Origin of the sequence: Candidatus Berkiella cookevillensis (assembly GCF_001431315.2) — a bacterium.
Taxonomy (GTDB): Bacteria; Pseudomonadota; Gammaproteobacteria; order Berkiellales; family Berkiellaceae; genus Berkiella_A; species Berkiella_A cookevillensis.
In genome coordinates, this window is the sequence record NZ_LKHV02000001.1 from 680,698 (window position 1) to 707,045 (window position 26,348).

At 38.2% G+C, this 26,348-nt stretch carries 22 protein-coding genes; 5 read left to right on the plus strand and 17 right to left on the minus strand.

Annotated elements, in window-relative coordinates:
* Nucleotides 1–2: 2 nt before the first annotated feature.
* Nucleotides 3–2,474, minus strand: a complete 2,472-nt coding sequence (gene leuS / locus CC99x_RS03045; RefSeq protein WP_057624613.1) for a leucine--tRNA ligase — start codon at nt 2,472–2,474, stop codon at nt 3–5.
* Between the two features lie 62 nt (nt 2,475–2,536).
* On the opposite strand from leuS, the gene CC99x_RS03050 reads away from it, so the two are divergent.
* A complete protein-coding gene (locus tag CC99x_RS03050) occupies nt 2,537–2,731 on the plus strand; it encodes a hypothetical protein (protein WP_057624528.1) in 195 nt (64 codons plus the stop codon).
* A 21-nt stretch (nt 2,732–2,752) separates the two neighbouring features.
* Here the strand turns inward: CC99x_RS03050 and lnt are convergent, their stop codons facing one another.
* The 7 genes from lnt to CC99x_RS03085 all read right to left on the minus strand — a co-directional run bounded on the left by lnt (nt 2,753) and on the right by CC99x_RS03085 (nt 10,226).
* Nucleotides 2,753–4,372 carry an apolipoprotein N-acyltransferase gene (lnt, locus tag CC99x_RS03055; RefSeq protein ID WP_057624527.1) on the minus strand — a complete coding sequence of 540 codons (1,620 nt, stop codon included), beginning with the start codon at nt 4,370–4,372 and terminating at the stop codon, nt 2,753–2,755.
* 262 nt (nt 4,373–4,634) lie between these two features.
* Nucleotides 4,635–5,486 (minus strand): CorC family transporter, encoded by an 852-nt coding sequence (locus tag CC99x_RS03060; RefSeq protein ID WP_445971454.1) that lies wholly within the window; start codon nt 5,484–5,486, stop codon nt 4,635–4,637.
* A complete protein-coding gene (gene ybeY / locus CC99x_RS03065) occupies nt 5,467–5,958 on the minus strand; it encodes an rRNA maturation RNase YbeY (RefSeq protein ID WP_057624525.1) in 492 nt (163 codons plus the stop codon). The genes CC99x_RS03060 and ybeY overlap by 20 nt, the downstream gene beginning before the upstream one ends.
* A gap of 7 nt (nt 5,959–5,965) precedes the next feature.
* Nucleotides 5,966–6,988: a PhoH family protein gene (locus CC99x_RS03070; RefSeq protein WP_083477346.1), complete on the minus strand. Its 1,023-nt coding sequence runs from the start codon at nt 6,986–6,988 to the stop codon at nt 5,966–5,968.
* Nucleotides 6,989–7,107: 119 nt separating this feature from the next.
* Entirely contained in the window at nt 7,108–8,505 is a 1,398-nt protein-coding gene (miaB, locus tag CC99x_RS03075; RefSeq protein WP_077065415.1) for a tRNA (N6-isopentenyl adenosine(37)-C2)-methylthiotransferase MiaB, read from the minus strand.
* Nucleotides 8,506–8,651: 146 nt separating this feature from the next.
* Complete coding sequence (locus tag CC99x_RS03080; RefSeq protein ID WP_057624523.1) at nt 8,652–9,503, minus strand: RING finger protein; 852 nt, start codon at nt 9,501–9,503, stop codon at nt 8,652–8,654.
* Nucleotides 9,504–9,869: 366 nt separating this feature from the next.
* On the minus strand, nt 9,870–10,226 hold the full coding sequence (locus CC99x_RS03085; RefSeq protein ID WP_057624521.1) for a hypothetical protein: 357 nt from the start codon (nt 10,224–10,226) through the stop codon (nt 9,870–9,872).
* Between the two features lie 375 nt (nt 10,227–10,601).
* Here CC99x_RS03085 and CC99x_RS03090 point away from each other — a divergent pair, with 375 nt between their 5' ends.
* Nucleotides 10,602–12,191 carry a hypothetical protein gene (locus CC99x_RS03090; protein ID WP_057624520.1) on the plus strand — a complete coding sequence of 530 codons (1,590 nt, stop codon included), beginning with the start codon at nt 10,602–10,604 and terminating at the stop codon, nt 12,189–12,191.
* 270 nt (nt 12,192–12,461) lie between these two features.
* On the opposite strand, the gene CC99x_RS03095 is transcribed toward CC99x_RS03090, so the two are convergent.
* From CC99x_RS03095 to CC99x_RS03110, 4 genes are all read right to left on the minus strand, one after another.
* Nucleotides 12,462–13,892, minus strand: coding sequence for a hypothetical protein (locus tag CC99x_RS03095; protein WP_057624519.1), 1,431 nt, complete (start codon nt 13,890–13,892; stop codon nt 12,462–12,464).
* Nucleotides 13,893–14,172: 280 nt separating this feature from the next.
* Nucleotides 14,173–14,796 carry a carbonic anhydrase gene (locus CC99x_RS03100; RefSeq protein WP_057624518.1) on the minus strand — a complete coding sequence of 208 codons (624 nt, stop codon included), beginning with the start codon at nt 14,794–14,796 and terminating at the stop codon, nt 14,173–14,175.
* Nucleotides 14,797–14,994: 198 nt separating this feature from the next.
* Nucleotides 14,995–16,026 (minus strand): hypothetical protein, encoded by a 1,032-nt coding sequence (locus tag CC99x_RS03105; RefSeq protein WP_141651900.1) that lies wholly within the window; start codon nt 16,024–16,026, stop codon nt 14,995–14,997.
* A 154-nt stretch (nt 16,027–16,180) separates the two neighbouring features.
* Nucleotides 16,181–17,542: an amino acid permease gene (locus CC99x_RS03110; RefSeq protein ID WP_158003209.1), complete on the minus strand. Its 1,362-nt coding sequence runs from the start codon at nt 17,540–17,542 to the stop codon at nt 16,181–16,183.
* Nucleotides 17,543–17,793: 251 nt separating this feature from the next.
* On the opposite strand from CC99x_RS03110, the gene CC99x_RS03115 reads away from it, so the two are divergent.
* A complete protein-coding gene (locus tag CC99x_RS03115; RefSeq protein WP_200953454.1) occupies nt 17,794–18,132 on the plus strand; it encodes a MazG-like family protein in 339 nt (112 codons plus the stop codon).
* Between the two features lie 233 nt (nt 18,133–18,365).
* Nucleotides 18,366–18,995: a LysE family translocator gene (locus tag CC99x_RS03120; protein ID WP_057624515.1), complete on the plus strand. Its 630-nt coding sequence runs from the start codon at nt 18,366–18,368 to the stop codon at nt 18,993–18,995.
* A gap of 232 nt (nt 18,996–19,227) precedes the next feature.
* Here CC99x_RS03120 and CC99x_RS03125 read toward each other — a convergent pair whose 3' ends face one another.
* From CC99x_RS03125 to CC99x_RS03145, 5 genes are all read right to left on the minus strand, one after another.
* Entirely contained in the window at nt 19,228–19,416 is a 189-nt protein-coding gene (locus CC99x_RS03125) for a hypothetical protein (protein WP_057624514.1), read from the minus strand.
* Nucleotides 19,400–20,419, minus strand: coding sequence for a cytochrome d ubiquinol oxidase subunit II (gene cydB / locus CC99x_RS03130; protein ID WP_235528080.1), 1,020 nt, complete (start codon nt 20,417–20,419; stop codon nt 19,400–19,402). Before cydB ends, CC99x_RS03125 begins: the two co-directional genes overlap by 17 nt.
* A complete protein-coding gene (locus CC99x_RS03135) occupies nt 20,409–21,824 on the minus strand; it encodes a cytochrome ubiquinol oxidase subunit I (protein ID WP_057624512.1) in 1,416 nt (471 codons plus the stop codon). The genes cydB and CC99x_RS03135 overlap by 11 nt, the downstream gene beginning before the upstream one ends.
* 164 nt (nt 21,825–21,988) lie before the next feature.
* Nucleotides 21,989–23,296, minus strand: a complete 1,308-nt coding sequence (locus CC99x_RS03140; protein ID WP_057624511.1) for a hypothetical protein — start codon at nt 23,294–23,296, stop codon at nt 21,989–21,991.
* Nucleotides 23,297–23,298: 2 nt separating this feature from the next.
* A complete protein-coding gene (locus CC99x_RS03145) occupies nt 23,299–25,101 on the minus strand; it encodes a YopJ family acetyltransferase (RefSeq protein WP_057624510.1) in 1,803 nt (600 codons plus the stop codon).
* Nucleotides 25,102–25,327: 226 nt separating this feature from the next.
* Here CC99x_RS03145 and CC99x_RS03150 point away from each other — a divergent pair, with 226 nt between their 5' ends.
* Entirely contained in the window at nt 25,328–26,347 is a 1,020-nt protein-coding gene (locus tag CC99x_RS03150; protein WP_057624509.1) for a hypothetical protein, read from the plus strand.
* Nucleotide 26,348 lies beyond the last annotated feature (1 nt).

The window sequence follows — 26,348 nt, forward strand, 5'->3', positions numbered from 1 at the left end:
TATTAATTTGCCACAATATTGATGAGTTTTTGTGGTACATAAATAATTTTGCGTATAGTTTTATCTTCTAAGTACTTAGCTACTTTCTCATTGTTTTTAGCTTCGGTTTCAATGTACGCTTGTTCCACATCAATGGGCACAATAAGATTTGCGCGCACTTTACCATTCACTTGGATGACAATTTCAACATCATTTTTTTGTAGAGCAGCCTCATCCAGTAATGGCCATTGTGCATGCATAATTGTTTCATTATGACCTAACATGTGCCAAAGCACGTGGGTGATATGTGGTACGATGGGCGCTAACATTAAAACAACATATTCTAGTGATTCTTGATAGATTTGTTGGTCTATTGTTGTTTCTACATTAAACTTTGTAATCTCGTTAATAAGCTCCATGACGGCGGCAATTGCTGTATTAAATGCAAAACGTCGCTCATAGTCATCTGTGATTTTTTTCTGCGTTTCATGCACTTTGCGTCGTAATGCTTTTTGCTGTGGATTGAGTGTCATGCTTGAGAAATCAACCTGAGCAATATTTTGTAAGTGTCCATTTTGAACATGATCAGCGACAACGCGCCAAAGCTTTTTCAAAAACCGAGAAGCGCCGTCTACGCCTGCGTCAGACCATTCAAGAGATTGTTCGGGGGGGGATGCAAACATAATAAATAAACGAACGGTATCTGCGCCATATTGATCAATCAATGATTGGGGATCAACGGTGTTCCCCTTTGATTTTGCCATCTTGGCACCATCTTTTAAGACCATGCCTTGTGTGAGCAATCGTTTGAAAGGCTCATCACTTTGGATAAGCCCTAAATCTCGAATGACTTTATGAAAAAAGCGGGAATAGAGCAAATGTAAAATAGCATGCTCGATGCCACCGATATACTGATCAACATTTTGCCAGTAGCTTACACGTTCATCAAAGATTTTTGTCTCTTGGTCTGGGCACATAAAACGTAAATAATACCAAGAAGATTCAATGAAAGTGTCAAAAGTATCTGTTTCCCGCTGTGCCGCACTATTACATTTTGGGCAAGTGGTATGTAAAAAATCTTCTGAGCTTGCAAGTGGAGAGCCTTGGCCAAAAGTTGTGACATCTTCAGGTAATTGAACAGGTAAATCTTTTTCCGCTACAGGGACTGTACCACAATGAGGGCATTCTATCATTGGAATGGGGGCACCCCAGTAACGTTGTCTAGACACGCCCCAGTCACGCAATCGATAGTGTGTTTCTCTCTTCCCGATTTTTTTATCTTCTAATGTTTGAGCAATGGTTGTTTTGGCATCTGTGGTTGATAGCCCATCGAATGGTGCAGAATTAAATAAAACACCCGCTTCTGTATAGGCTTTTTCAGATAGATCGGGATTTGTGCTGTCTTGTGGGCGAATCACTGCTTTAATAGGCAAATTATATTTCTGTGCAAATTGATAATCTCTGGCATCATGAGCAGGAACGGCCATAACTGCGCCAGTCCCGTAATCAATGAGTACATAATTGGCAATCCAAACGGGTAGTTTTTCTTGAGTGATAGGGTGAATAACATAGAGTCCGGTGGCTTGTCCCTCTTTTTCCATGGTTGCCATATCCGCTTCAGCAACTTTCATTTGTTTCACTTTATCAACAAAGGGTTGTAAAGCAGGATTGAGTGAAAGTGCTATCTGTGCCAGTGGGTGTTCTGCTGCAATGGCAACATAGGTTACGCCCATGAGTGTGTCTATGCGTGTAGTGTAGACTTCAAGCGGTGCTGTATTGGGATGATCTACTGCAAATTGAAAGCTGACACCTTCAGAACGGCCTATCCAATTGGTTTGCATGGTACAAACTTGTTCTGGCCAATCCGTTAATTGTGCTAAATCTTTTAATAATTCTTCTGCATAATCTGTAATTTTCAAAAACCATTGAGAAATAGCGCGTCTTTCTACTTTTGCACCAGAGCGCCAACCACAACCATCAATCACTTGTTCATTGGCTAAAACGGTTTGATCAACGGGATCCCAATTGACCATGGATTTTTTCTTATAGACTAGGCCTTTTTCATACATTTTTATAAATAACCACTGTTCCCATTTGTAGTAATCAGGATCACACGTGGCAATTTCTCTTGACCAGTCAAAACTTAAGCCCAAACTTTTTAATTGGGACTTCATGTGAGCAATGTTTTGATAGGTCCAGTCTTTGGGGGGAACCTTGTGTTTGATAGCAGCATTTTCTGCGGGTAAGCCAAAAGCATCCCATCCAATGGGGTGTAAAACATTTTTTCCAAGCATGCGCTGGAAACGGGCTATAACGTCACCTATGGTGTAATTACGGACGTGGCCAACGTGTAAATGGCCACTTGGGTAAGGAAACATACTTAGGCAATAAAACTTAGGTTTGCTGAGATCTTCCTTTGCAGCAAAGCTTTGCTGCTTATCCCAGTCATTTTGCACTTGTGGTTCAATTTTTTGCGGGTGGTATTGTAGCTCGATGTTCATAAGTATTTATTTGCCTATAGACGAATTTTGCTAAGTTTATGATAAGGAATGTGAATATGAAAGGGAAACGGCTCTTTATTTACATGTGTTTTATGATACCAGCCTTATATGGTTGTGGTACCGCTGCAAGTATTGCTGGTGGCACTGCACTGGCGGCGGTAAAAATGCCTCTTTACCTTGCTGGTGCCGTTGTGGGTGCCACTGCAGAGGTAGCGGGTGCTGCGGCTGCAGAAGCATCAGACCGCGATTAATAAAGCTAGCTAATTATTTTGTTATTTTCTTCTGCGTCTATTTTTATTGCGTGCCCCACTATTTGTCGATTTGCTAACTTTTTTGCGGGTATATTTCTGTAATTTGTCACGTAGTGATCGTAGCTTGGGCATTGAGCCAGGTAACAAAGGTATACTCAAGGTTATCAATAATAATGCCAATAGTGGTGTTATCCCAAAAGTGACCCATGGTGTCTGACCTCGCATGGGGAAGATTTTGCCAAATAAGATTGCAGGCTCGAATTGTGGTGCTATATCTGAGTGACCATTGGGGGAGATAATAGCAGTTAATCCTGTATTGGTGGCTCTTAGGATATAGCGGCCTGTTTCAATGGCGCGCCATTGCGCAATCTCAAGGTGCTGCTTAGGCCCATTTGTTCTGCCAAACCAAGTGTCATTACTGACGGTAATGATAAAATCTGCATCGTATGCATTTTTACGCACAATAGTTGGGAAGGCAATTTCATAACAAATGGCGGGTGCTACTTTGAGTCCAAAAATAGTCAATTGTTGGTTATTGGCCCTGTCATTTTGGATGAAACTAGACATTGGTAGATCAAAGAAGCCAATCAAACCACGCAACATTTTTTCAAAGGGCACAAATTCACCAAAGGGTACCAAACGTTCTTTATAGTAAATACCACTTGCAAGCCCTAGTCCTATTAATGCGTTATAGTAAGAATCTTGATCGGCTGCTTGTTCTGGAACACCGGCAATTAGGGCAACATCATTGTCTTTTGCAATTTTTTGAATGTTTTGAAAATAATTATTTGAGTAAGGAAGTGGTAGGGGGATAGCACCTTCTGGCCATACGATCACATCTGCCGATAAAGCTTTTTTCGTTTGATTTTCATAGACATTCATAATCTGGGCAACGTGTTCAGGAGACCAGCGCATTCTTTGTGGGATATTGCCTTGAATCAGTGCAACGTCCAAGCTTACATTTTCTGGTTTGACCCACTCAATCTTATAAAGTGCGCCACCTAAAACCCAAATGAAGACAAAAACAGCCACTAAGCGATAGAGCTGTTTAGGTTTTTCACGGTGCTCGCTTAAATACAAAATAATAGAGTATAAAATACCCGCAGAGATCAAAATCACCCACGATACCATCCATACACTGCCAATCGGCGCATAGGCGCGTAAAGCAGCATTTGCAATTTGTGTCGTGCCCAAAAATGCCCATGGAAAACCAGTTAGAAAGTAACCACGTACCATTTCTGCTAGAACCCAGATGACTGGAAATCCTATACAAGCGCGCTGAATGGTTTTACCTTTAAAGAGGTAATTGGTTAATGACATCATGAAAGCAGGATAAAGCGCTAAAAGTGCAATCATTGATCCTGTAATCAGATAGGCCAGCAATGGTGTCGTTTGACCAAAATAATAGATACTATGAAAGACCCAATAGACAGAAAAGCCAAAAAAACCACATCCAAAGCTAAAGCCATGGATAAAGGCCTTTTTGCCTGAAGCCGTTTCTGTTGCACGAAGTAGAAGTATAGGTGATAAGAATGCTAACCAGCCTTGATAATAGGGTGCAAAAGCGAAGGTTAAAATTGCACCTGCCCCAAAACTCAATAGAAAGGGAAAGTAAGGCTTTATCTTCTTTGTAATACTCATTTATTATTATCTATATATTAGAAGCTGTCTCAAAAATGTCGCTACAAATTGATTATGAGTGAACTGTCTTGTTCGCAAAGCGAACATTTTCCCCTCTACCAATTGAGAAGGGCGCCCTGCAAGGGCAGTGAGGGGTACCCTCATTCACTCACTATTCATCTTTAACCCTCATCTGCTGTCAGCCAGCCTCTCCCAAAATTGGCAGAGGCATTATGATTGGCTTCGCGAATCGAAAATTCTATTAACAACGAAAGACACTATATTAGTCTTTTAGTTGATACGTTATTTTTAGTAACTGAATGCGACGTCTATTGGCGCGAAGTACGGTAAAAGGTATGTCTTCGATGGTAATGGTTTCGCCTCGCTTGGGCAAATGACCAAAACCTTTTAGAACCAATCCACCAATGGTGTCAAATTCACTATCACTAAACTGTAGATTAAAATATTGGTTGAATTCCGCAATGGGCGTTTGACCTTTGAGTGAAAAATTGTTTTCTTTATGTTGTTTTATGCAGGGATCTTCTTTGACATCATGCTCATCTTCGATATCGCCGACAATTTGCTCTAATACATCTTCAATGGTGACCATGCCACTGACACCACCATATTCATCTACCACAATGGCAAGATGGTGGCGGTTTTTTCTAAATTCATTTAATAGAATATCTAAGCGTTTACTTTCGGGAATAAAGATAGCGGGTCTGAGCACATCTTTGATAGATAATTTTTCTTTATTATCTGGGCTTTGATAATGCAGTAAATCTTTGGCTAATAAAATACCAATCACTTCATCTTTACTATCGCCAATGACAGGAAATCTTGAATGTGCTGATTTCATAACAATGGGTAATATTTCTTCCAATGTTGCATCTTTTTCGACAACCACCATTTCCGTTCTTGGGATCATGATTTCTTCAGCACGCATTTCAGAAACCTGAAGTACGCCTTCAATCATTCTGAGCGCGTCACTATCGAGTAAATTGCGTTGTTCTGCATCTCGTAGTATCTCAAGTAGTTGATTGATATCTTTTGGCTCATTTGATAAAACTTGGCCAATTCGTTCTAACCAAGTGCGGTTAGAAGTCGTAACGTCATCACTCATGCAATTCTCCATATGGGTTAGGAAAACTTAATTTTTCTAACAGTGTAATTTCAAGATTTTCCATAATATTCGCGTCTTGTTCGGTTTCGTGGTCGTATCCCAAAAGATGTAAGGTACCATGAATCACTAAATGTGCCCAATGTGCTTTAAGTTCTTTAGCTTGTTCTGTGGCTTCTTTTTCAATTTGAGGCGCGCACAGTACAATATCTCCTAAAAAGCCGTGAGGCGCATTTGGAATGGTGCATGGAAAAGAGAGCACATTGGTTGGCTTGTCTTTTTGTCGATACTGTTTGTTTAACTGTTGCATGTCATTCAAGGTGATCATGCTAAAGGAAATATAAACCTCATTTCTACTAATTTTGATTTGAGGATCAGCAAATAAAGGTTCAAGCCAATGTAGAATTTCATCTTCTTGTGGCCCTTGAAATCCTTCATTCAATAAATCAATTTTAATTTTCACTTTGTTTGATGCTTGCTTTGACATATCGGATCTATTTTTTATGCTTCGTTGGGTGATTGTCTTCAAATTTTTCATAAGCTTCAATAATTTTTTGAACTAAAGGGTGTCTTACAACATCACGAGAGTCAAAGAAGGTAAAGCTGATGCCATCTGTGCCTTTTAATACATTAATAACGTGACGTAAACCCGAATAATGTCCGTTGGGGAGATCAACTTGAGTGATATCACCTGTAATAACAGCGGTTGATCCAAAGCCAATACGTGTTAAAAACATCTTCATTTGTTCTGGTGTTGTATTTTGCCCCTCATCTAAAATGATAAAGGAATCATTCAGCGTGCGTCCACGCATATAAGCAAGTGGTGCTAGTTCAATCACATTACGCTCAACTAATTTGAGGGTACGTTCTAAACCTAGCATTTCATAGAGTGCATCGTACAGTGGTCTTAAATAGGGATCTATTTTTTGAGCCAAATCACCTGGTAGAAATCCTAATCTTTCTCCTGCTTCGACAGCGGGGCGTACCAATAAAATTCTTTTTACTTGATCTTGCTCTAAGGCTTGTACTGCGCAAGCAACTGCTAAATAGGTTTTACCCGTTCCTGCGGGACCCACACCAAAATTAATATCACAGGAAAGAATGCTTTTAATGTAATTTTCTTGATTTTTACTATGTGCTCTAAAGGTACCAGACTTAATTTTAATCAGCGTCTGCGGCTTTTCTTGTTTAGGCGTATTTTGGGATTCAGAGGCTGCAACAGGTAATTTCTCGGGTAATTTTTGTTGTAACTGTTGTAGTAAAAGATGAATATGATGAGGCGTTAGCTCATGATTGCTTTTGGTTTCTTCATATAATGTTTTAATGAGATTGCTTGCTAATTTGACCGCATTCTCTTCACCCATAATTTGAAAAATATGGCCACGATTATTTATTTCAACGTGCAAGCGTTTTTCTATTTGTCGCAGATGCTCATCAAATCGACCACATAGGTTCATAAGTCGATGGTTATCGCTGGGCGTTAGAGAGATTTCACTGGACGTAATTTTACTGTTCAAGGGTTCAAATAAATCATTATTCACTTAACAACCTTATAGATTTAAGCATATACCTTTTACATCTAGCTGAAAAGCTAAATAAAAGCAGTGTAATAATCTTTTCTTTTTAACTCAGTCACTTATGAAAAACACGTCTCGTGCAGTTCCCCTCGAAGTGAGTTTGGTAAGGCTTCTGTAATGCGTACATTTACAAATTGCCCAATTAAATGTTCAGGTGCTTTAAAATTAACAGCACGATTGTTTTCTGTTCTACCGGATAGAAAAGCTGGATCTTTCCTAGAAGGCGCTGTTACTAAAATGCGTTGTGTTGTGCCTATCATCTGCTGACTGATTGCAGCGGCTTGCTGCAAAATACGCGTCTGTAGGATTTGTAAGCGTTGCTTTTTAATTTCTTCTGGAACAGGATTGGGTAAGGTGGCAGCGGGTGTACCGGGTCTTGCGCTATACATAAAGCTGTAGGAGATATCAAAACCTATTTTTTCAACCAAATCCATCGTTTGAGCAAAATCTTCGTCCGTTTCGCCAGGATAACCGACAATTAAATCTGTTGAAATACAAATATCAGGTCTTACCGCACGTAATTTCTTAATTTTTGATTTGTATTCTAAAGCAGTATGGCCTCTGCTCATGAGTGTCAGCACTCGATCACTCCCGCTTTGAACTGGCAAATGTAAATGATTGGCTAATTCTGGTACATCTCGATAAGCTTCAATCAAACTATCAGAGAACTCTGTGGGATGTGAGGTTGTAAAACGTATGCGGTCTATTCCATCAATATGTGCAACATAACGAATTAAAAGCGCTAAATCAGCAATGGTGTTGTCATGGCGTACACCACGATAAGCATTTACATTTTGGCCTAATAAAGTCACTTCTCTTACGCCTTGAGCCGCTAAGACAGCAACTTCAGCAATCACATCATCAAAGGGGCGGTTAATTTCTTCGCCACGTGTGTAAGGCACGATGCAGTAAGTGCAGTATTTACTGCAACCTTCTTGAATAGAAACTAAACCTGTTGGGCCTTTGGCTGTGGGATCAGGCAGCTTATCAAATTTTTCAATTTCTGGAAAACTGATATCAATCGCAGGTTTACCATTATGTAATACTTGATTGATCAGCATAGGGAGTCGATGTAGGGTTTGAGGACCAAATACCACGTCGACATAAGGTGCACGTTGGCGTATTGCTTTGCCTTCTTGGCTTGCGACGCAGCCACCTACGCCAATAATGACCTTAGGATTGGATTCTTTTAAGGGGCGCCATTGTCCTAAACGGGAAAAAATCTTTTCTTGTGCTTTTTCTCGAATAGAGCAGGTGTTCATTAGAAGTACATCTGCTTTTTCTGGTGTGTCAACCAACTCCAGACCATGAGTTGCCTTTAGTAATTCTGCCATACGTTTGGAATCGTATTCGTTCATCTGGCAGCCCCATGTTTCTATAAACAAATGTTTAGTGGGGGAGACACTTTGATTTGGAGTTGAGATTGAAATACTAATAGCCTTGCCCTCTTGATTCATCTACATCATAAATGCGTTTTATTTCAAAGAGGCAAATTTTAACGACTTTTGAAATGCTAGGCTACCAATTAATCAACTGACTACCATGAGAAAGGTGAAATAAACTCATGGTAGCTAATAAAAGTCAGTTGAATTTGATATGAAAACTAAGTACTTTTCATATGAAGCATTGCTATCCGGCGTGTTGTCTCTTCTAATGCCGTATGCATTTTTTCTGGGGCATGCGTGAGAAGGATATCTTTCATTGTGATAGGGGCTCGAGTCATAGGATCGCTGCCACGTTCAGCAACCCAAAGTTGTAGTTCTTTTTGATTATATAAATGAGGGGTTTGTGAGATGGCGGCAACGCCTTGGGGCATTTCGTAGGTAATAGGACATATTTGATCTTCATGTTGTTCTGCGAGTTCTCTTGTTGTGCGTTTAAGTCTTTCAATGATTTCAGCATCTGCTTCGATTTCAGCATCTGCTTCAGGAAGATGATCAAGTTGGTTTTGTATGTAATTACATTGTGAAACATGGACATATATGCTGTTTCTAGAGCTATCTTGTGGTGAAGGATTTAAATAATATTCAGGTAAAAAGCCTATCGCTTTGAAACTATCGAACAATAAAGTACACAATTCGATGTTTTTCACTTTGCGAGCTGTGTGCATATTCATAAAAACAATTTTTTGTTCTTGTTGTAATGCATGTAGTGTTTCCTCATCACTTACGTTGTTCCATGCAAAAACACCTTCACTGGTTTCTACTAAAGCATACCTACGATCGAAGCCTTTATAGGATCCATTTTCTTGCCGTTCTATACTGGATAAAGTTAAGCAGCCATCAACACGTGATTCTCTTAAAAGCCATAATTGATTGGGTTGATAGCCGCTTTCTTCGTATTGTGCTTTAAGTGCAGCCTTTAGCTTTTTTTCTGCTTTGATGGGTTCCATTTTTGCATAAATAGAACTAGAAATATTGATTGTGTTTGATGGGCGCGCGCCTGATGCTGACATGAATGACCTCAAATAAATGATAACTTAAGATTTAAAATAGCCATATTATACATTTTAATTATTGATGATCTAAGTAAATAAATAAGAAAAAATAGATTTTATGTGAGAGGATTTTTACAATTAATTGATATTTATTGTGATTTTTTTATTGTGTTCAAATTTAGACTGATAGATGGTTCCTTCATTAAGATAAGTGGTATCCATGTTTTTATGATGTTTAGTGAAAACTATCACGCTTTTCCAAATTTGAATAATGGGTGTGATATAGTCACAGCACATGATTTTTTGAGATGGCGAAGACAACACCCCCGACATTGTGCCCCTTGCGGGTAAAACTCATGTGTGATGACTATAGTTTTAGAATTGTTAATGATGCTTATGGGAAGATGAATTTAATTCTAGGTGATGCAGCATTTCTTGTTGTTGGGCAACGACTTGATGCATAAATTCAATCAGTTGATTTTTCAATGCTGTTAATTGCCTTAAGTCCTCACACAATTGTGTTAAACATTGTTCATTACAAATTAAATCATCTAGTAAAGAGAGTTGATAGCCGCGCTGTTGTTCCGCAGAAGGGAGTTTGAATTTTTTCATTATATGCTTCCAATCTTGTTCTGAGAAAAAAGATTCTTCTAAAGCATAAGGCTTTAGTAATGTTTGATTTTCTCTTTGATGTTGAAACAATTGATTCAATTTTTGTTCAATTAATTTTGATTTTTTCATGTAAATCCCCAGTGTTTTTTCAAAAATGAAATGTTATGAATAACCCACAAAAAAGGCTATTGAATTAAGATGATCCTTTGTAAATAGCAGATAAACTCAATTAAATATGAGAAATCTAATTAAAAAATAAGTTGATTAACTGGCATTTTTATTGCAGTTGTTAGTATTTTTATCAAGAGATTAGAAATGTCTATCATGGATGCTGAAACGTAGACTATTCGCAAGATGATAGTGTTTGAACTGTAAAGTTTAGATTTTTTATCAATCTAGGAGTATTTTTTCGATATAGCCTTGAGCGCATATTTAATATATGTTACAAACTTAAATCTTTTTGTGAAGATCCTTTTTAATGCAATAAATGCGCGGAGTGATTAGATGAGTGCAGATACCTCAAAGTTTTTAGATAATGTTAACTTGCAAGATTTATCCAGAAGCTATTTGTTAGCATATTTAAAATCTAAAGGTATTGAACATCAAGGTGTTGAGCCTGTACAGGATAATCAGTGGAATTTTGGTGCCTTTGAAGAAGGGCATTTGATTAGAACAGACAATAATGCTCTTTTCATGGCATTTACGTGTCCTGAAATTACAGATGACCAAGCAGCGGTCTCGCAGCAATCAATTGGCAGCAACCTACAAGAGAGAATGTTAGATGTCGTTGCGTATCTTATTGCAAATAAAATCAAAAAATTACCTGAAAAAAATATTGAACTTGGCTTTTATATAAATCATAACAATGGTCATTGGACTTCAATGTTGGCGAAGTTCTCAAGCCTTAATGAACAACAATATCAAGCCTTGTATGAAGCGTATCAACAACATAGCGAAAGCACTGGTGAAAACAAAACAGATAGTGGTGAAGAAAAAGAGCTGCGTGTTCGGGTTAATAATGTTAGGAATTTTATTTTAGAGCAGAAGCAAATATTGTTAAATCATCGTGACAAGGATACAAATGATGCCATCTTGTCTAATTGGGCTTTGCCACTAGATGCAAAGAGTATTCAATTACAGCATTTTGATTCATTGGGCACCAAAACAGGTTATCATGACACGGTTGAGGCTGCATGTGGTGATTTTATATTGAATCACACGTCTGAAAAAGCAACGTTTGTTCGTGCTGAATCTAAAATTCAAAAGGGTATGACCTGTGGTGATTGGAGTGTTTATAATATATTTCGCCATGGCGTTTTGAAAAAGAAAGCCGAATTGCCCTCTTCACAGCAATTAAGAATGTTGGCAGAAAATACCTCTGTGGCAAATGCACATGAGATATTATTTAAGAATGAACCAAATGTAACAGAGGTTCCAGAAGACGAGCAAATTCGTATTCCGCACTTTGCTCTTCAGTATGAAGAAGATATAGAACCCTCTGAACCAGAGGATCAACCAGGTAGTCAAGCAGGTGATGATGAGCCTACATCAACGCCTGATAGTTCTATATCCTCAAAACCTGTGATTAATAACGCTCGTTTAAATCATCGCTTCCCATGGACTTATGCTTTAAGTAAAACTGCCTTTATGGCTTTCATGATGTATGCAACGCATGTTGTTTTTCCGCTTGTGGTTGTGGGTTTTGCTGTGAGCGTATTTGCATTTGCTGCAATTGCTTTAACAAGTTACTTCTTGTTTGACGTAATGCTGCAAGGCTTTTTTGGTCAAATGAAATTGAATTTCCAATTAAATAAAGAAGGTGTGCCGGTTAAGGAAAAGGCATCTCTTGCAGGTGGATGGGGTAAATTATTAGGCATAAATGCGCCATACCATCAAACTCTGCCAGAGTTAGAGCAGCATCTGTCAGAATTGTTGGCTTCTAAAGCAGATAAGCCTATGGATGCTAAAGAATTGGAGCAACATCTAAAGTTAACCCATACTTATGCCAGAAAGATGATGAATCAAAATCCTGAATTTTTCTATCCTGAAGATGTGAAGACGGTGAATGAAGCATCTTATAAGCTTCGTCCATAGTATTTACAATCTATCGTTTGTTGCTAAGTTTATTTTTGCAGAATGTAAAAGCGAGTAGGGGGGGGGCGATGGCCTCTCCTTCCTACTACTTGATTCATTCATTTCAGTGTTCTTTTATCGATGAGCGGAGCGAATCAAAATACCTCTACCAAAATTGGGTAGAGGCAATAATGTTCGCTTTGCGAACGAAGAAAAAGACAGCTACTTACTATGCATCAATACATATTAGAATAGCAGTTAAAGCTTAAATCTTGGTTCACAAATCTACTTTTATCTCCTAGGCTTTGCTTTTGGATAGCTGAAAAAGGCAGAATAATCATCTATATCACTGTCTCTCTCTTCACTTTTCTCACTCTCTTCATATTCATCGCTCTCATCACTATAGTTGTTGGATATATTGTCAGAGAATTCATCTGGCTCATCTTCTCGTTCATCCTCGTTGTTTAAAGACAAATTCATACTGATGAGTAGAGCAAAATCATTATCGTTGAGTGTAGATGATGTTGCTCGAGCAATGAACTCTGGTGCTAAAAGCGTTTGTTTTGCTTCTTCTGAGATATAAGTATCTAAAGCTTTTCTTACACTCAATTGATTGCTTAAGATAAAAGGCGCTAATGTCTGGAGCGAATCTTTTTCTTCCTGACTAGGTTCTGTTAATAGGGCACCATGTTCACTAAAGTTTAATTTATCCGCCATGAGTAAATTATTGATAGATTCTGAACTTAACCATTGCGCTAAAGGAATATCGGCGGTTAATAATTGCGCATAGCCCCAAGGATATTTTTCTAGATCGATAATACTGGCGAGTAGACACATCTCATGTTCACTTAAACCATCACCCTCCATAGGAAACATCAAGTTAATACGCCATTGTGCTCTTTCTTCTACATAGCCTTCACTTTCCACAGAGCTTTGGCGTGGTTTGAGATGATTTGCTGTGGCTCTATTTTTTTGCGTCTCGACAAGGGTACGGTGTTGTTTTACCAATGCAGATTTTTCTTTGCGTGATAAATTTTCTACTTGGTTAATCCATTCTTGAGTTTTGTATTTTACAAGATTAGAAAATTCTTTCTGCTTTAATCGAGTTTTAAAAACATAGGCAGGATTATCTGCTTTTGCGGGATTGAGTGGAATCCATAAATCTTCTATATCGGTGATTAGCTCTTTGACACGTTGTGCGCTTGCAAGTAATTCAGAGGGGATCTTTTTATTTGTTGTTATTGGTGCTTTTAGGACTTCTTTTTTTAAAGCATTAATAATAAGCGAAAAAGCGCGTTTACTTGTGATACGAATTTTATCCAGCGTTTCTTGTACAAGCGTTGCGTATTGATTTTTTTCCACAAAAGAAAGAGGTTTTCGCTGTTCAATGACATATGCTTTTTTCTGTGCTGTTGTCAGTGTTCTATAAAAATAAATTTTTTGCCTAACAAGCCGTTTCACTCTGTTTTTGAATTCATTTTGCGTTTGAATACTAGTGGGAAATTGATTTTTCGCAGAATCTAATAATGTTTTTATTTTTTGTACACGGATTTGGATGGCTATTGGCACAGGTTTTGAGACAGCGCTTGTACCACCCAACACGGTCTGTCTTAGTGACTGGATTGTAAGCTGAAATGCAGCCCTTCCAGTGACAAGAAGTTTGTTTAGTAGCTTTGTAGCAGATTGATCAATGCGTTGTTTTTCTTCTAAGGTTAATGGCATAAGGACTCAGCTTTTTATCTTTATTATGTATACCCTTCACAGCTGAATCTTCGGTGTTGTTGGCTTCGCATATCTCACAATAGTCATGTATTTTGTATACACTCCTATTGTTCGAATACTCGCCGCCTAACCGAAGAATCATCTATTGTGGCTATATAACATGTGCTCTATACAAGAGGAGGTTTAGAGGACAAGTCGTTACTATTATTAGGTTTTGATTTTTTAACAGAGATTTGACATAAATCCAAGTACTCATTACAAAATAAAACGATTGTGCAGACTATATAGAAGGGTGTTGCTCACTCAGTGGTTCATATTGTTGTGAACTGGGTGAATAGACAAAAATTTTGCCTTTTTTAATATCAAAAAACCATAGATGAATAGAGAGGGTTTTATTCTCCACTCTTTCTTTGATCCAAGGAAAAGTCAGACAGTTTTCATATGATGCGTTGAGCGCACGTTTTGAAAGCTCATCGATGTCTTGAGCATTTTTCTTGCTCTTTTTAATGATAGAGACCCAGTTAGATATAAAATCATCTTGTTCTAAGGGAGCCTCATTGAATAGAGCTTGTATTCCACCGCATTGGCTGTGCCCTAATAAAATCAAATGCTGCACTTTAAGAAAGCAGATACCAAATTCTAAAGCAGCACTGGTACCATGGTGTCTGTCATCTTTTTCAAAAGGAGGAACAATATTGGCTACATTTCGAGTAACAAATAAATCACCCGGATCACATTGTAGAATCAAAGCAGGATCAACTCTAGAATCACAGCAGGCTACTACCATGGCTTGTGGTTGTTGACCGTTTTGAGATAGGTATCGCATGATGGAATTATCACCGATGGCGTATTTTTCTCTAAAGAGTTGATAACCTTCAATCAGTGTAAAAAACGTTTTTTCCATGCATATCCCAAAATGACTGTAATATTCAATTTTTATATCAAAAATCAAAGGGGAGAACCCATTTGATGGACTTGAAAACAATTGGATGAATGCTGGGTAGTCTAACCTAATTTGGATGAATTTCAAGAAGTTTCCATAGCAATTCGCCACAAAAATAAGCCAGTCAACTTTGTTTTGTGACGAATGAAAAGTAGAAAACTATTTTTTTGTTACGCTTTTACGGGTTTTATGCACTGTATGGGTAGGGGTAGTGTTGTTGCTCACCCCAGTTTTTTTACCACCACCAAGCTGAAGGCGTTCAAAATGCGCTTCTAAAGAAGGCACGACAGTTTTGCTTTTAGTAGAAAGTACGCTCTTCATAGGATCAGATTCTTCGATAGTACTTGTTGGGATAGAGGATGGCATCTCGGAGGTGCTTTGCCTTTTAAGCTTTGGTAGAGATTGTTCTGTTTGTGCGCTGCTTGGTGTGTTGGGCATTGATCGTGATATAGGGCGTATCACTTCATGCTCCTCAATCAGTCCTTGATGAGGCGTACTGGGCTGCGAATGCGCATTGCGTATTGTAAACAGAAGGCGAGGACTGGGTATGAATTCAACTGGGCCGTGCCTTGGTGTCGCAAAAGCATTTCTTGCTTGCAAGATTTCTTTATAAATGTCACTTTCTCTGCCATGTATGGGGAGCATTCTAGATAAGCCTATACCGAGCTGTGCGTGTACTGTAGATCTGTCAATTAATAATTCTTGAATGAGTGTGGCGCAAAATTTCTGTAACGGAATGCTGGATAATCTTTCCTGTAATTTCTCATTATCTTTATCAAGTTCAAAAAAAGAGAGCAAAAAAGGAGAGATAGCAACTTCTTCTGTTTCACCAGCATGTATTTTAATTATACTGGCAATGGCATTGGAACATATTGTCTTTCTTGCTTGAATAGCCTCAGTTACAAATGGGAAAAGATATTCACTGCGGTAGTGTTCAAGTTCTGGACTATAAAAACTATTTCTACAAGTATTTTGAATGTCGGTTATACTTTGCCAGATCCAATAGGGGGTTTTGAAAAAAGAAATAATAGCTTCATTGACGTTGCGCAGCAATTCTGCAGCTAAAGATTGATCACGATAAAAAGCTTCATTTTTTTCTATGCGACCTTCTTGTGCGGCAATTGCTAATGCACTAAGCCGACTTATTAACTCTACTTGAATAGCTTCTAACTCTTCTTTTTTTATTGTCATTTTTTCTTGGCTCCCTGACATAAAATACTGTCTGCCTTAGCAGGAAACATAATTTCGTTATCAAGTAATACAGTAAAATTCAGCATTTTGCAAATAGCTAGAGGCTAGCCTTTGACGATTCTCTATGAAGAAAAATCAAAGGCTATATTATTGATTAAGTATTAGGCGTCAGCTCTGTATTCAGCGTGCGATAGAGGGCATGCTTTCTTTGCAGCAGATACATGGGCAGACCCAATATCAAGAGAATGAGTGATAGCATAATCATTTTTATACCAGCAGCCCAAATGGAGAAAAATACAAAACATAAACTTCCTATACCAATTGCAATATGTTGTGCTTGTATTTTTTTATAAAATAATTTGAAAAATGCAAAAATGCATGCAGCATAAATTAATAAAATAAGTGTAATAGATACATCAATGATTAAGTTAAACTGACTGATCAGATCTTCTCTGAGAGAGAGTATCAACATTGGCAATGTACAGGAAGCGGATATCAGAAGACTGATAACTGGAGTACCATTCTTGTCCGTTTTAGCAAAAAAGCTAGGGAAGAGTTTTTGGTCAGCAGCGCCTTGGGCAATTCTGCCGACAACCATTGTCCAACCATTAAATGAGCCTAAACAACAAATAATTGCTGCAATTGCAATCAAGGTAGTCCAGCTTCCACCAAATAATAATCCAGCTAAATCAGCATAAGGTGCTTTAGAAACACTGAGTGGTTCTGCGCCTAGTAAATTAAGCATAACAAAGCTACCTAATAAATAGACTAAGAGTGCGAGGCCTGTACCACACAAGGTTGCAAAAGGAATGGTCTTAGTAGGATTTTTGATTTCTCCGCCAGTAACGGTGGCTGTTTCTAGCCCTACAAATGCCCAGATTGTTAAGAACATTGCACTTTTCAGCCCATCAAATTTCATCTCTGTGTCAGGTAAGCTAAAAGACAGCGTTGACCAATCTATGAAATAGAGTCCTGCAAGCGGAATGCAAACCAAAGGGATGAGCTTTAAGCTAGTCATGATAAACTCAAATTTACCAGCTATTTGAATGCCTAAGATATTAATCAATGTAATTACACAAAGAATACCCAATTCTAGTGCTAAGATTTGAAAGCTGGAAAGATTGCCGAGCAAGGGGCCAATGTAACTTACCGCTGCAACAATTAAAGCGGCATTTGAAATCCAGGAGAGAACCCAATAGCCCCAAGCAACCCAGTAGCCATATTTTTGGCCAAAAGCTTCCGTCACAAAATGATGAGGACCACCGTTCTGTGGGTAAGATAAGCTCATTTGGGCGAAGATCCAGGCGAGCATCAGCGCGCCTAACCCGGTTAATAACCAGGCAATTAGGCTTAAGTTACCAAAAAGAGCAAGAGTGGCTGGCAGTAAAAATACCCCAGAACCAACGAGATTTCCGGTGACCAATGAAGTCGTTTGTAATATTCCTAATCTACGAGGCGCAGTAGGAGAAACGGCATGAGACATTAATGATATGCTCCAATTTAAATTTAGCGTCAAATGTAGAAGCCTTGAAGAAACTTCAAACTTCGTCATAAAAATAAAAAATTAGGTATATTATATGTGCGCCCTAGCGGGGCTTTCGAGGTGTAACAATGCGCTTAGCATAAGCTAAGGGAGCAAAGGCTAGAGGGGAGGCTAGCAATGTCATTGAGGTAGATATAATTCTCATAGAGCACTATTTAACATACAATCTGTGTCAGTGTATAGTAATTTTTCAAATTCAAAGATAATTGGTATGGATGAAAATAGTGAATGACATTATTGATTTTAATGAGTTAAAAGAAAAAATTAGATCTTTTGCAAAAATGAGGAATTGGGAGCCTTACCATAATCCTAAAAACTTACTGATGGCGCTTTCTGTGGAAGTGGCAGAGTTGGTAGAAATTTACCAATGGCTTTCTTCTACAGAGGCAGAGGTAGCGCATCACGATCTCCATAGAAAACAAGCCATTGGCGAGGAAATTGCGGATATATTGCTTTATTTGGTTTGTTTTGCAGATATGGTTAACATCGATCTAAAACAGGCTGTATTAGAAAAAATGGCCTTAAATGCGATTAAGTATCCCGCCAATGATAGGGTTGAATAAGTTACTCATGCAAATTAGCTATTCTATGTTAAAGCCTAGGATATCCATCGTATTTTTGTAGTCACACCTAAATTTATGAGGAAAATATATTTTCACCTAGCTGTTGTATTTAATCTGGTATTTCTCTAAATTACCATCCGTCTAACTTTTCTATTCTTTCTAACTAGAAAATAGCATAATTAGTCAAATTTAGAATGATTTTTGTACAAAAGTGGTTGTTTTAGGGGTAGTGCATGTTGTTAGAGAAAATTGTTTTAGGTGTCACTTTAGCTGCTCCCATAGGCCCTGTATCTTTAGAAATGATCCGAAGAGGCCTGAACCATGGTTTCTTGAGTGCCTTTATTGTTCGTGTCGGGGGTGCGTTTGGTAATACGCTTTGCCTCATTATGGCAACCTTTGGTTTGAGTTTATTAACGCAATCTCCTGTCATTATGAATATTTGTGCGCTTTTGGGCGCTATGGTTCTCATTTATTTAGGTATTAAATCTCTGCTTAAAACAAAAAACATTGATGTTAATTTTTCAGAAAAATCTGCTACACATTCCTATTTGAGTGGTTTGATGACAGGCTTTGTTGTTTCGATTGCCAATCCCATTGGCATTATGTTTTGGATCAGTATTTTTGCAGCAAGTTATCAGCCTGATGCTTATACAAGTCACGCAGTCAGTTTATTTCAGAATTCAGCGATTATTTTAGGCGTCTTATTGTGGGGTGTATTGCTAAGTGGTTTGTTAGAGGTTGGAAAACGATTTTTTAGTAACCGCTTCATTAAACTCATTACTTTTAGTGCTGGATTAATGTTAGTTTATTTTGGTCTTAAATATGGGATTAGGGCCAGTAGTGCTTTATATGCAATGATGTAATCATATGCTTAGTAAGCATTTAATGAATTGCGGATGAGCATAGCGAATCACTTCTTTCTTTGTTATCAAAGAAAGAGGCACCTTTAGGTGCAGAGAAGGATTTTCAAAATAGATATTCTAAAAAATCCATCTGCTCGCTAAAGCGAGCTTCTTCCCTTGATTTCAAGGGAAGAAAATTATTCACTTTGTTCATGTTTTAACTGGCTGGTATTAGGTATATAACCCCTTTTTTTTATGGCAGTAAAAATTTAGCGATTGCTTTGAGTCCATAAACGAAAAGAGAAAATCCAACTAAGCTTGCAAGCCATAAACCAATAAACCAAGCCCAAGCTGTTAGAGATGATTGGGCTTGAGAAGATTCTTTGGCGGGGCAACGCATCATTCGAATTTTAGCTGTGATGAAGCTAATACATTTGTTCATGACTCACTTTTCCACGAAAGACATAATAAGAATAGGCTGTATAGCCAAGAATAATGGGTAATATGAAAATTGCACCAGAAATAAGGAATAATTGTGATTCAGGCGCAGCAGCAGCCTTGGCAAATGAAATTTGATAAGGCACTATCCAAGGCCATAGCCCAACCACCAGGCCGGCAAAATTAAGCATAAACATAAGAATGGTTAAGAAAAAGGGCATACGCTCGCTATTATTTTTTATGCTGCGAATAAAGGCTATAAAACAAATACCCAAAGCAAGTGGTATGGGCGAAAGATAGAGAATATTAGGCCACGTATACCAACGCTCATAGAGATGGAAATTTAAGTAGGGCGTCCATAAACTGACAACTGCCATAAAGAAGATAAAGTAGGCTAAAATATAAAGTGTTGTTTTGCGCGCCCATGCTTGTGTAATACCATCGGTTTTTAGAATGAGCCAAGTGCAGCCTAGTAAGCTATAGCCTACGATCATCGCTAAACCTGTCATCAAAGAAAAAGCAGTGAGCCAGTCAAAAGCACCGCCAGAAAAAGATCGTCCTTCTACTGAGATGCCTTGAATAATGGCGCCTAAAATAATGCCTTGGCAAAAAGCTGCAAATAAAGAACCAAAGTGAAAAGAATAATCCCAAATGGCACGTGATTTGAGGCTTGCTTTGAATCTAAACTCAAAGGCAAGACCTCTAAAAATAAGTGCCACAAGCATAAAGATAATGGGTAAATATAAGGCAGAAGCTAAAATGGCATAAGCGAGTGGAAAGGCTGCTAATAAACCGCCGCCACCTAAAATCAGCCAGGTTTCATTACCATCCCAAAAAGGGGCAATAGAATTCATCATTTTGGAGCGACATGTATCTTCAGGCGCAAATGGAAATAAAATGCCGATGCCGATATCAAAGCCATCCAACAAAACATATAGAAATATTGCAAATACAATAAGGCCTCCCCAAATGAGGGGCAAGTGCTTGAGAATCTCTTCAAACATCATTTGTTCCCCTTAATGCTTTTGGAAAAATATCACTGATTGAAATAGGTTTTTTCAGACCATGTTGACCATAGGTCTCTTCCCAGACACCTGTGTCTAGACCTTTTTTGATAAGCCCAAGGATGTAATAAAGCGCAGAGCCGAAGATAATAGTATATACGACGATAAAAACAGAGAGTGATATACCGACTAAAGTGGGATCAACAGGTGAAATCATTTCTTTGGTGCGAAGCAGGCCATATACCAGATAAGGTTGCCTACCTATTTCAGTTACAAACCATCCTGCAAGTATTGCAATGAAGCCCGCAGGTGTTAAAGCAATGCACCATCGTTGGAACCAGCGTGTTGTAAAGAGCCTCTTCTTGAAAAATAGGATAACGGCAAATACGCCGGTTAACATCATGAGCAGGCCAATGCCTACCATCACGCGAAATGACCAGAATACAACAGCAACAGGTGGTCTTTCGTGAGCGGGCCAGTGCTTTAGACCCATTAGCTCACCTTCTGAAGAATGCGTAAGAATCAAGCTTGCAAGTTTGGGAATTTCTACGCTGTATTTTGTGCTTTCTGTTTTTTCATCTGGCCAACCAAAGAGGCGTAATCCGGCACCTTTTTCTTTGTCCCAAATACCTTCCATTGCCATGACTTTAACAGGCTGATGTTCTAAGGTATTTAAGCCATGCATATCGCCAATCATGATTTGAAGGGGCACGACAAAAACGGCCATTAGCATACCCATTGCAAACATAATGCGCGCATGATGGACATAGGTATGTTTTAAGAGATACCAAGCGCCAACCCCAGAAACAACAAATGCTGTTGTAAGATAAGAGGCAATGACCATGTGAGCAAAGCGATAGGGAAAAGAGGGATTGAAAATAACAGACATCCAGCTGGTTGTATAAAATAAGCCATCAGTGCCAACTCGAAAACCAGTTGGTGTATGCATCCAGCTGTTTGCCGATAAAATCCAAAATGCAGAAGTCAGCGTACCAATAGCTACAATGAGGGTAGCAACAAAATGCATTTTTTTGCTAACCCGTCCCCAACCAAAGAGCATGATTCCTAAGAAAGACGCCTCGAGGAAAAAAGCAGTAAGCACTTCATATCCCATGAGTGGCCCAATTACATTACCTACTTTGTCAGAAAAGACGGACCAGTTGGTGCCAAATTGATAGGACATGAAAATACCAGATACGACGCCCATCCCAAATGAAATAGCAAAAATTTTTACCCAGAAACGATAAATTTCTTTATAAATAGGATGCTTTGTTTTTAGGTATAGACCTTCAATGACCACTAACCAACTTGCAAGGCCGATAGTGAAAGAGGGGAAAATAATATGGAAGCTTATGGTGAAAGCAAATTGAATGCGAGAAAGTAGTGCGGGGTCAATATTTTCAAACATGTCGGACCCAGATCAATATATGTCTTTAAGATGCTCATTATGATAACAGATTTTTCAAAGAAGTGTTGGTGCATATTATGACAGTTAATATCAAAAGAAAGATGTCCAACTACTTGCGGTTTATTTGCTTTATCGTTGTTTTTAGTGATTGCTCTGTTCTTGCTTTACTGTGTCATAGCCTTTCGATGAATGCTAGTGGGTGGTGTTGTAGTATTATCGGTTGGCGGTGTGGAAGCGTTGCTCTCTTGATAGCGGTTATAAGCGGGTAGCAAGGCTGTACTACTTGTGTGTGTGGTACTATTATCTTCTTCCTTTGTTATTGAATCGATCTTAAGTTGAGAAATGGCGATCTGTGCTTTGATGAGTTTTAACTGGGCTTTTGAAGGCTGTGCTATAAATCTTTCAAGGCTTGGATAGTATGAGGAGAGATCATCATTACAGAACATTTGTAATAGCTTTGGTCTAAAGGTACATGGCTGAGAGAGGTAGGTTGGCAGATCTTCTACCGTTAAGCGCTCTCTACAAGAGGCTATGATCGGGAGCGAAAGCCCGCGCATGAATGATAATTCATAGCGAGAGTGAGGTTGTTGATAAGCATCTATAAAAAGTTGATTAATCTCCGCTTGAGATAAAAAGCGAACACCTTTTTTCAAGCCAAAACCAGAAAATTTTCCTTTTCCATAGTAAAACATGTCAAAGCCAGCCCATGCTCCTGCAGGATGTTTGATAGAATAATCTGGGTGGTTTGCAAAAAAGAAAGCGCTACCAATATTAAGATTGAGATCTGTTTTAGAGATAGGTGCGGGTGTTGATTGATAGCCTACAAAACAGCTCAATGGGTTTATTGGAAATTGACTGGATGATCGTGATTTTCCTGCTGAAGCAACGGAGATAAGACCAGAGAACTCAGCCATTTGTGAAAAGAGTAAGCGACGTGATTCTGGGGTGACGGTATCGGCATTAGCTTCTCCGTACATTTGATTGAATAAAACGGTTCCCTTTTGTTCGCCTTGTGAGTGAATACAAAAATCCCAAATAGTGAGCATACGCGCCATCATTGCCATTGCACGACAATCTGTAAAATGAGTTCCTTCTTTTAATAAAGAGAGCAATGCATTACTCGCATCTACATTAGGTTTCAGTCTAGAAAATAGGGTTTGCATGCCATCGCTGTCTAACATTTTCATGTCAAAATAGCTGGGATTATAGAATGAGCCTAGGAAAAACACATCTGGATAAAGTGTTGCTCCTACAATTGCTTTCAAGTCATTGTAATGATGCGTTTCTAAAAATTCACATAAATAATTTAAATGTCCTGCTTCATAGGCATCTTGAATCAGGAAAATGTTTTTGATATTACTATGTCCCAAGCATTCAGAGAGTGTTCCATGATGCATTTCCATTGACGCTAATGCGGCTCTGCTGGTTTCACTTAATAGAGCTTCTGTTTGTGGGTTCTGAAAATATAGCATTTTTATCCTAATTTTTGTTGCAATACTGGGTTATCTTGTATCGATTTAACCGTTGATTCTGCGTAAATAGATTTTGCTGTTCTTCCCTGTGCATCGGGTATATCTATTTTACACCCTGCAATTATCAGCATAGCCGCGCGCATTGCATTGCCATTGTCTAATGCCCAGTGTAGCGCTGTTTTTCTTTTTTGAATATTATCATCTTGTGTATCTAGGTTTTGGGCACCATTGGGTTGCGCAACAAGATAAGCAATGAGCTGTTCCATCAAAGGTTTGGGTCTTTGACCTGATGCGGCTAATCGTAATGCTAAATATTCAGTTGGTGTTGGATCTGCATCTCTACGCTTGTAGTTTTCTTTAAGCGTTGCAATATCAAAAGTAGCTAATGTGTTTTTGATTTTCTGATAAAAGCGATTGAATTTTATTGCAATAAAAGTATTTTGTTCATTATGAACAAAGACTTCTCTATGCTCTTGATTTAGTTCTGTCGCAGTGAACAAATGTGGATCGTCACCTAAGCGAATCTTACCTAGTTTCTCGCCGAGTGTATGAATGTCCACTTCAAGCTGCGATAGGCCGTGTCGGCTCAATAGTAATTTTGGAAATTGCAAATCAGCCACAGAACACCATTTGACTTTTGATAAGGGCGCATAAGATTTGACAAATTTGGGGGTTATGCTGGAAAAAGCAGGTTGTTCAATTTCTGCTAACTTGGCCATGAAGGGGGCTAAACGCACTTTAGCGCTATCTTGCAAAAACAGGTGACTGAATATCTCACAATTAATCATAGAACGTTGCAGCCCGCTTTGGCAGGCAGTTATTTTAAAATTAATTTTATTTTTCTCTAAAAAAGCAGTCAATTTTTCTAGTAAATAATATTGTGCAATATGTTGGGCAGAATCAAAAGAAAGAATGTGGAGTGTTCCATCCTCTTCTCTTTCAATATCTAAGGCCATGCAATGAGAAAAATTTACATTTGCATAGATATAAAATTGTGTACGAGGTTTGAATCCTGTTTGGATGTCTTGAATATCTTGAGAGAGTGTGTCAAAAGCAATGGGATCAAGCAAAGCAAGGGATGAGGGCGTTTGGCTGCAGATCACTTTGCCATGAAAAGGGCCACCTAGTTTTTGATGTCTGGCATTTTTTTGTTCGACAAATACATTCATATCTTCTGCAAAGAGTTGACAGCCATGATGATTGAGTATGCGATAATAGTTGATACTAGATACAAAATAATGATTAAAATCTGCAATGCAGGTTTTTAATAGATTGGAGAGTTCAGAGTAATTGCTTAAGGTATTGGGAAATATGATATCGCAAGTAGCGAGTTGCTGTAAGATTTCTTTGCTGCCTTCATCGGCTATTTTTTTAGAAGCTAAAGCACTTGCACCTAATGTGTCATATTCTTTTGCATTTTCATCTGTTGGATCACCTAAATGTTGAAATTGCTCCAATTGTGATTGGTATTTTGAAAATGCAATTCGTGCTTTATCTAATAAAAGTTGGTTCTGTTTTAGCATATAAAAACAGGCAAGTGCTTTCAACGCTTCCGGTACTGTATGGGTTGAACTGTGCACATCAGAGAGCAGTTGGGAGCCTATCGTTTCCAGGAATGTTTCAACTTGCTTTTTGTCAATTTCGATACCCGAATATTCTTGTTCTGCCAAAGTGATGAGCTGTTGAATCTCATTGTAGATATTCTGATAAAAGTGATTTGGCTTAAATTGAAAATCTGATTTATGAGAAAGAATAAATTGCAGCATGTGAAATTTTTGTGTGTCTGTTTTGGGAGATGCCCACATTTTAAACAACTAAGTTAGCAAATACAAACAATAGCAGATGATTGGATATTCATAAGGGTATTTGAGACAGCTTCTAGAAAATATTTGCATAAAGATCATTGAATTAACAATAGGTAGAAATATTTTGGCTAAAAAATTCAGATGTCTTGTCAAAAAAACTTGAATGTGAGTGATTGCTCGCATATAATGCCTTTCTCTTGAAACCAAGGATTTTAAGCAAGTCACTATGGGAAAATACACTGAAGTATTAAATCAGAACACTAAGCGCAGGCATGCGGATTATGAGCGTCAACTTTACCAAACTTATCTGACAGTACCAGAATGGCGTAATGTTGAAATGGCGCAAGAATTAGGCACATTTTTAAAAGAAGGGCATGCATTTTATCGTTTCCCTTTCTTTCGACAGCTCTTTGGATTGTGGGGAATTTTTGTTGATTCCTATCGTACTGCGCGTAGACATCATACGGTTTCAGAATTGATCTTTTCTGAATATATGCTGATGAATGTTTTTATCAGTGCATTTACAACAGTAAGTTTTATTCTAAAAGGGATATTGTCCTTATTACTCTATCCCGTGCTTAATCGAAAAAATAAAACAGCTTTTCAAGACAGTGTGGCTGATTTAGTGACAGAATATGCCAACTTTTTACAGCATACGCCATTTTATTATTTTAATTATTTATCAAAATTGTCGATTGTGTATAATGCTTTTTGGTTAAGTCCAAATAAAACCTTAGCTGACGTTGTGAGTTTGTGTGTAACCACCATAGAATTGCTATGCCGACATGCAATTTCCGCTCCTATTGCTTGGTGGTATAGCCAACCTCAAAATGCTGCCGCTGACAGAATACATTTACTTATTAAGGTAGATGATCCTCTTTTGAACTTAAAAAGAATTGATAAAGAAATTAAAATCATTGAGCAGTGGAAAAAAACAGATGCGCTCAAACAGAATCAATACTATCACATTACTGTTCCGCGTTATGCCACATTTCAAAAAATAGCCACCAAACTTGTTCGTCACGATGTAAAATTTAAGAAAATAGCAGGGCAAGATAAGATTCAATTTAAAATTGAGCTTACAGATGATAAGCCATTAGAACGATATCATGTGTTATATGCTTATCGAAATTACATTGATAATAAAAAGATTGTCGAAATTGATGTGACAACTAAAGAATTTAATCAAACGGTACGAAATTTGAGAAAAGATCGTATTCGTATTAGAAACATGCACGATTTTTAAA

Coding starts and splice junctions, on each gene's coding strand:
- CC99x_RS03050 (WP_057624528.1), top strand. CDS start 2,537: ATGAAAGGGAAACGGCTCTTTATTTACATGTGTTTTATGATACCAGCC.
- lnt (WP_057624527.1), bottom strand. CDS start 4,372: ATGAGTATTACAAAGAAGATAAAGCCTTACTTTCCCTTTCTATTGAGT.
- CC99x_RS03060 (WP_445971454.1), bottom strand. CDS start 5,486: ATGGAGAATTGCATGAGTGATGACGTTACGACTTCTAACCGCACTTGG.
- ybeY (WP_057624525.1), bottom strand. CDS start 5,958: ATGTCAAAGCAAGCATCAAACAAAGTGAAAATTAAAATTGATTTATTG.
- miaB (WP_077065415.1), bottom strand. CDS start 8,505: ATGAATCAAGAGGGCAAGGCTATTAGTATTTCAATCTCAACTCCAAAT.
- CC99x_RS03080 (WP_057624523.1), bottom strand. CDS start 9,503: ATGTCAGCATCAGGCGCGCGCCCATCAAACACAATCAATATTTCTAGT.
- CC99x_RS03085 (WP_057624521.1), bottom strand. CDS start 10,226: ATGAAAAAATCAAAATTAATTGAACAAAAATTGAATCAATTGTTTCAA.
- CC99x_RS03090 (WP_057624520.1), top strand. CDS start 10,602: ATGAGTGCAGATACCTCAAAGTTTTTAGATAATGTTAACTTGCAAGAT.
- CC99x_RS03095 (WP_057624519.1), bottom strand. CDS start 13,892: ATGCCATTAACCTTAGAAGAAAAACAACGCATTGATCAATCTGCTACA.
- CC99x_RS03100 (WP_057624518.1), bottom strand. CDS start 14,796: ATGGAAAAAACGTTTTTTACACTGATTGAAGGTTATCAACTCTTTAGA.
- CC99x_RS03105 (WP_141651900.1), bottom strand. CDS start 16,026: ATGACAATAAAAAAAGAAGAGTTAGAAGCTATTCAAGTAGAGTTAATA.
- CC99x_RS03120 (WP_057624515.1), top strand. CDS start 18,366: ATGTTGTTAGAGAAAATTGTTTTAGGTGTCACTTTAGCTGCTCCCATA.
- CC99x_RS03125 (WP_057624514.1), bottom strand. CDS start 19,416: ATGAACAAATGTATTAGCTTCATCACAGCTAAAATTCGAATGATGCGT.
- cydB (WP_235528080.1), bottom strand. CDS start 20,419: ATGATGTTTGAAGAGATTCTCAAGCACTTGCCCCTCATTTGGGGAGGC.
- CC99x_RS03135 (WP_057624512.1), bottom strand. CDS start 21,824: ATGTTTGAAAATATTGACCCCGCACTACTTTCTCGCATTCAATTTGCT.
- CC99x_RS03140 (WP_057624511.1), bottom strand. CDS start 23,296: ATGCTATATTTTCAGAACCCACAAACAGAAGCTCTATTAAGTGAAACC.
- CC99x_RS03145 (WP_057624510.1), bottom strand. CDS start 25,101: ATGTGGGCATCTCCCAAAACAGACACACAAAAATTTCACATGCTGCAA.
- CC99x_RS03150 (WP_057624509.1), top strand. CDS start 25,328: ATGGGAAAATACACTGAAGTATTAAATCAGAACACTAAGCGCAGGCAT.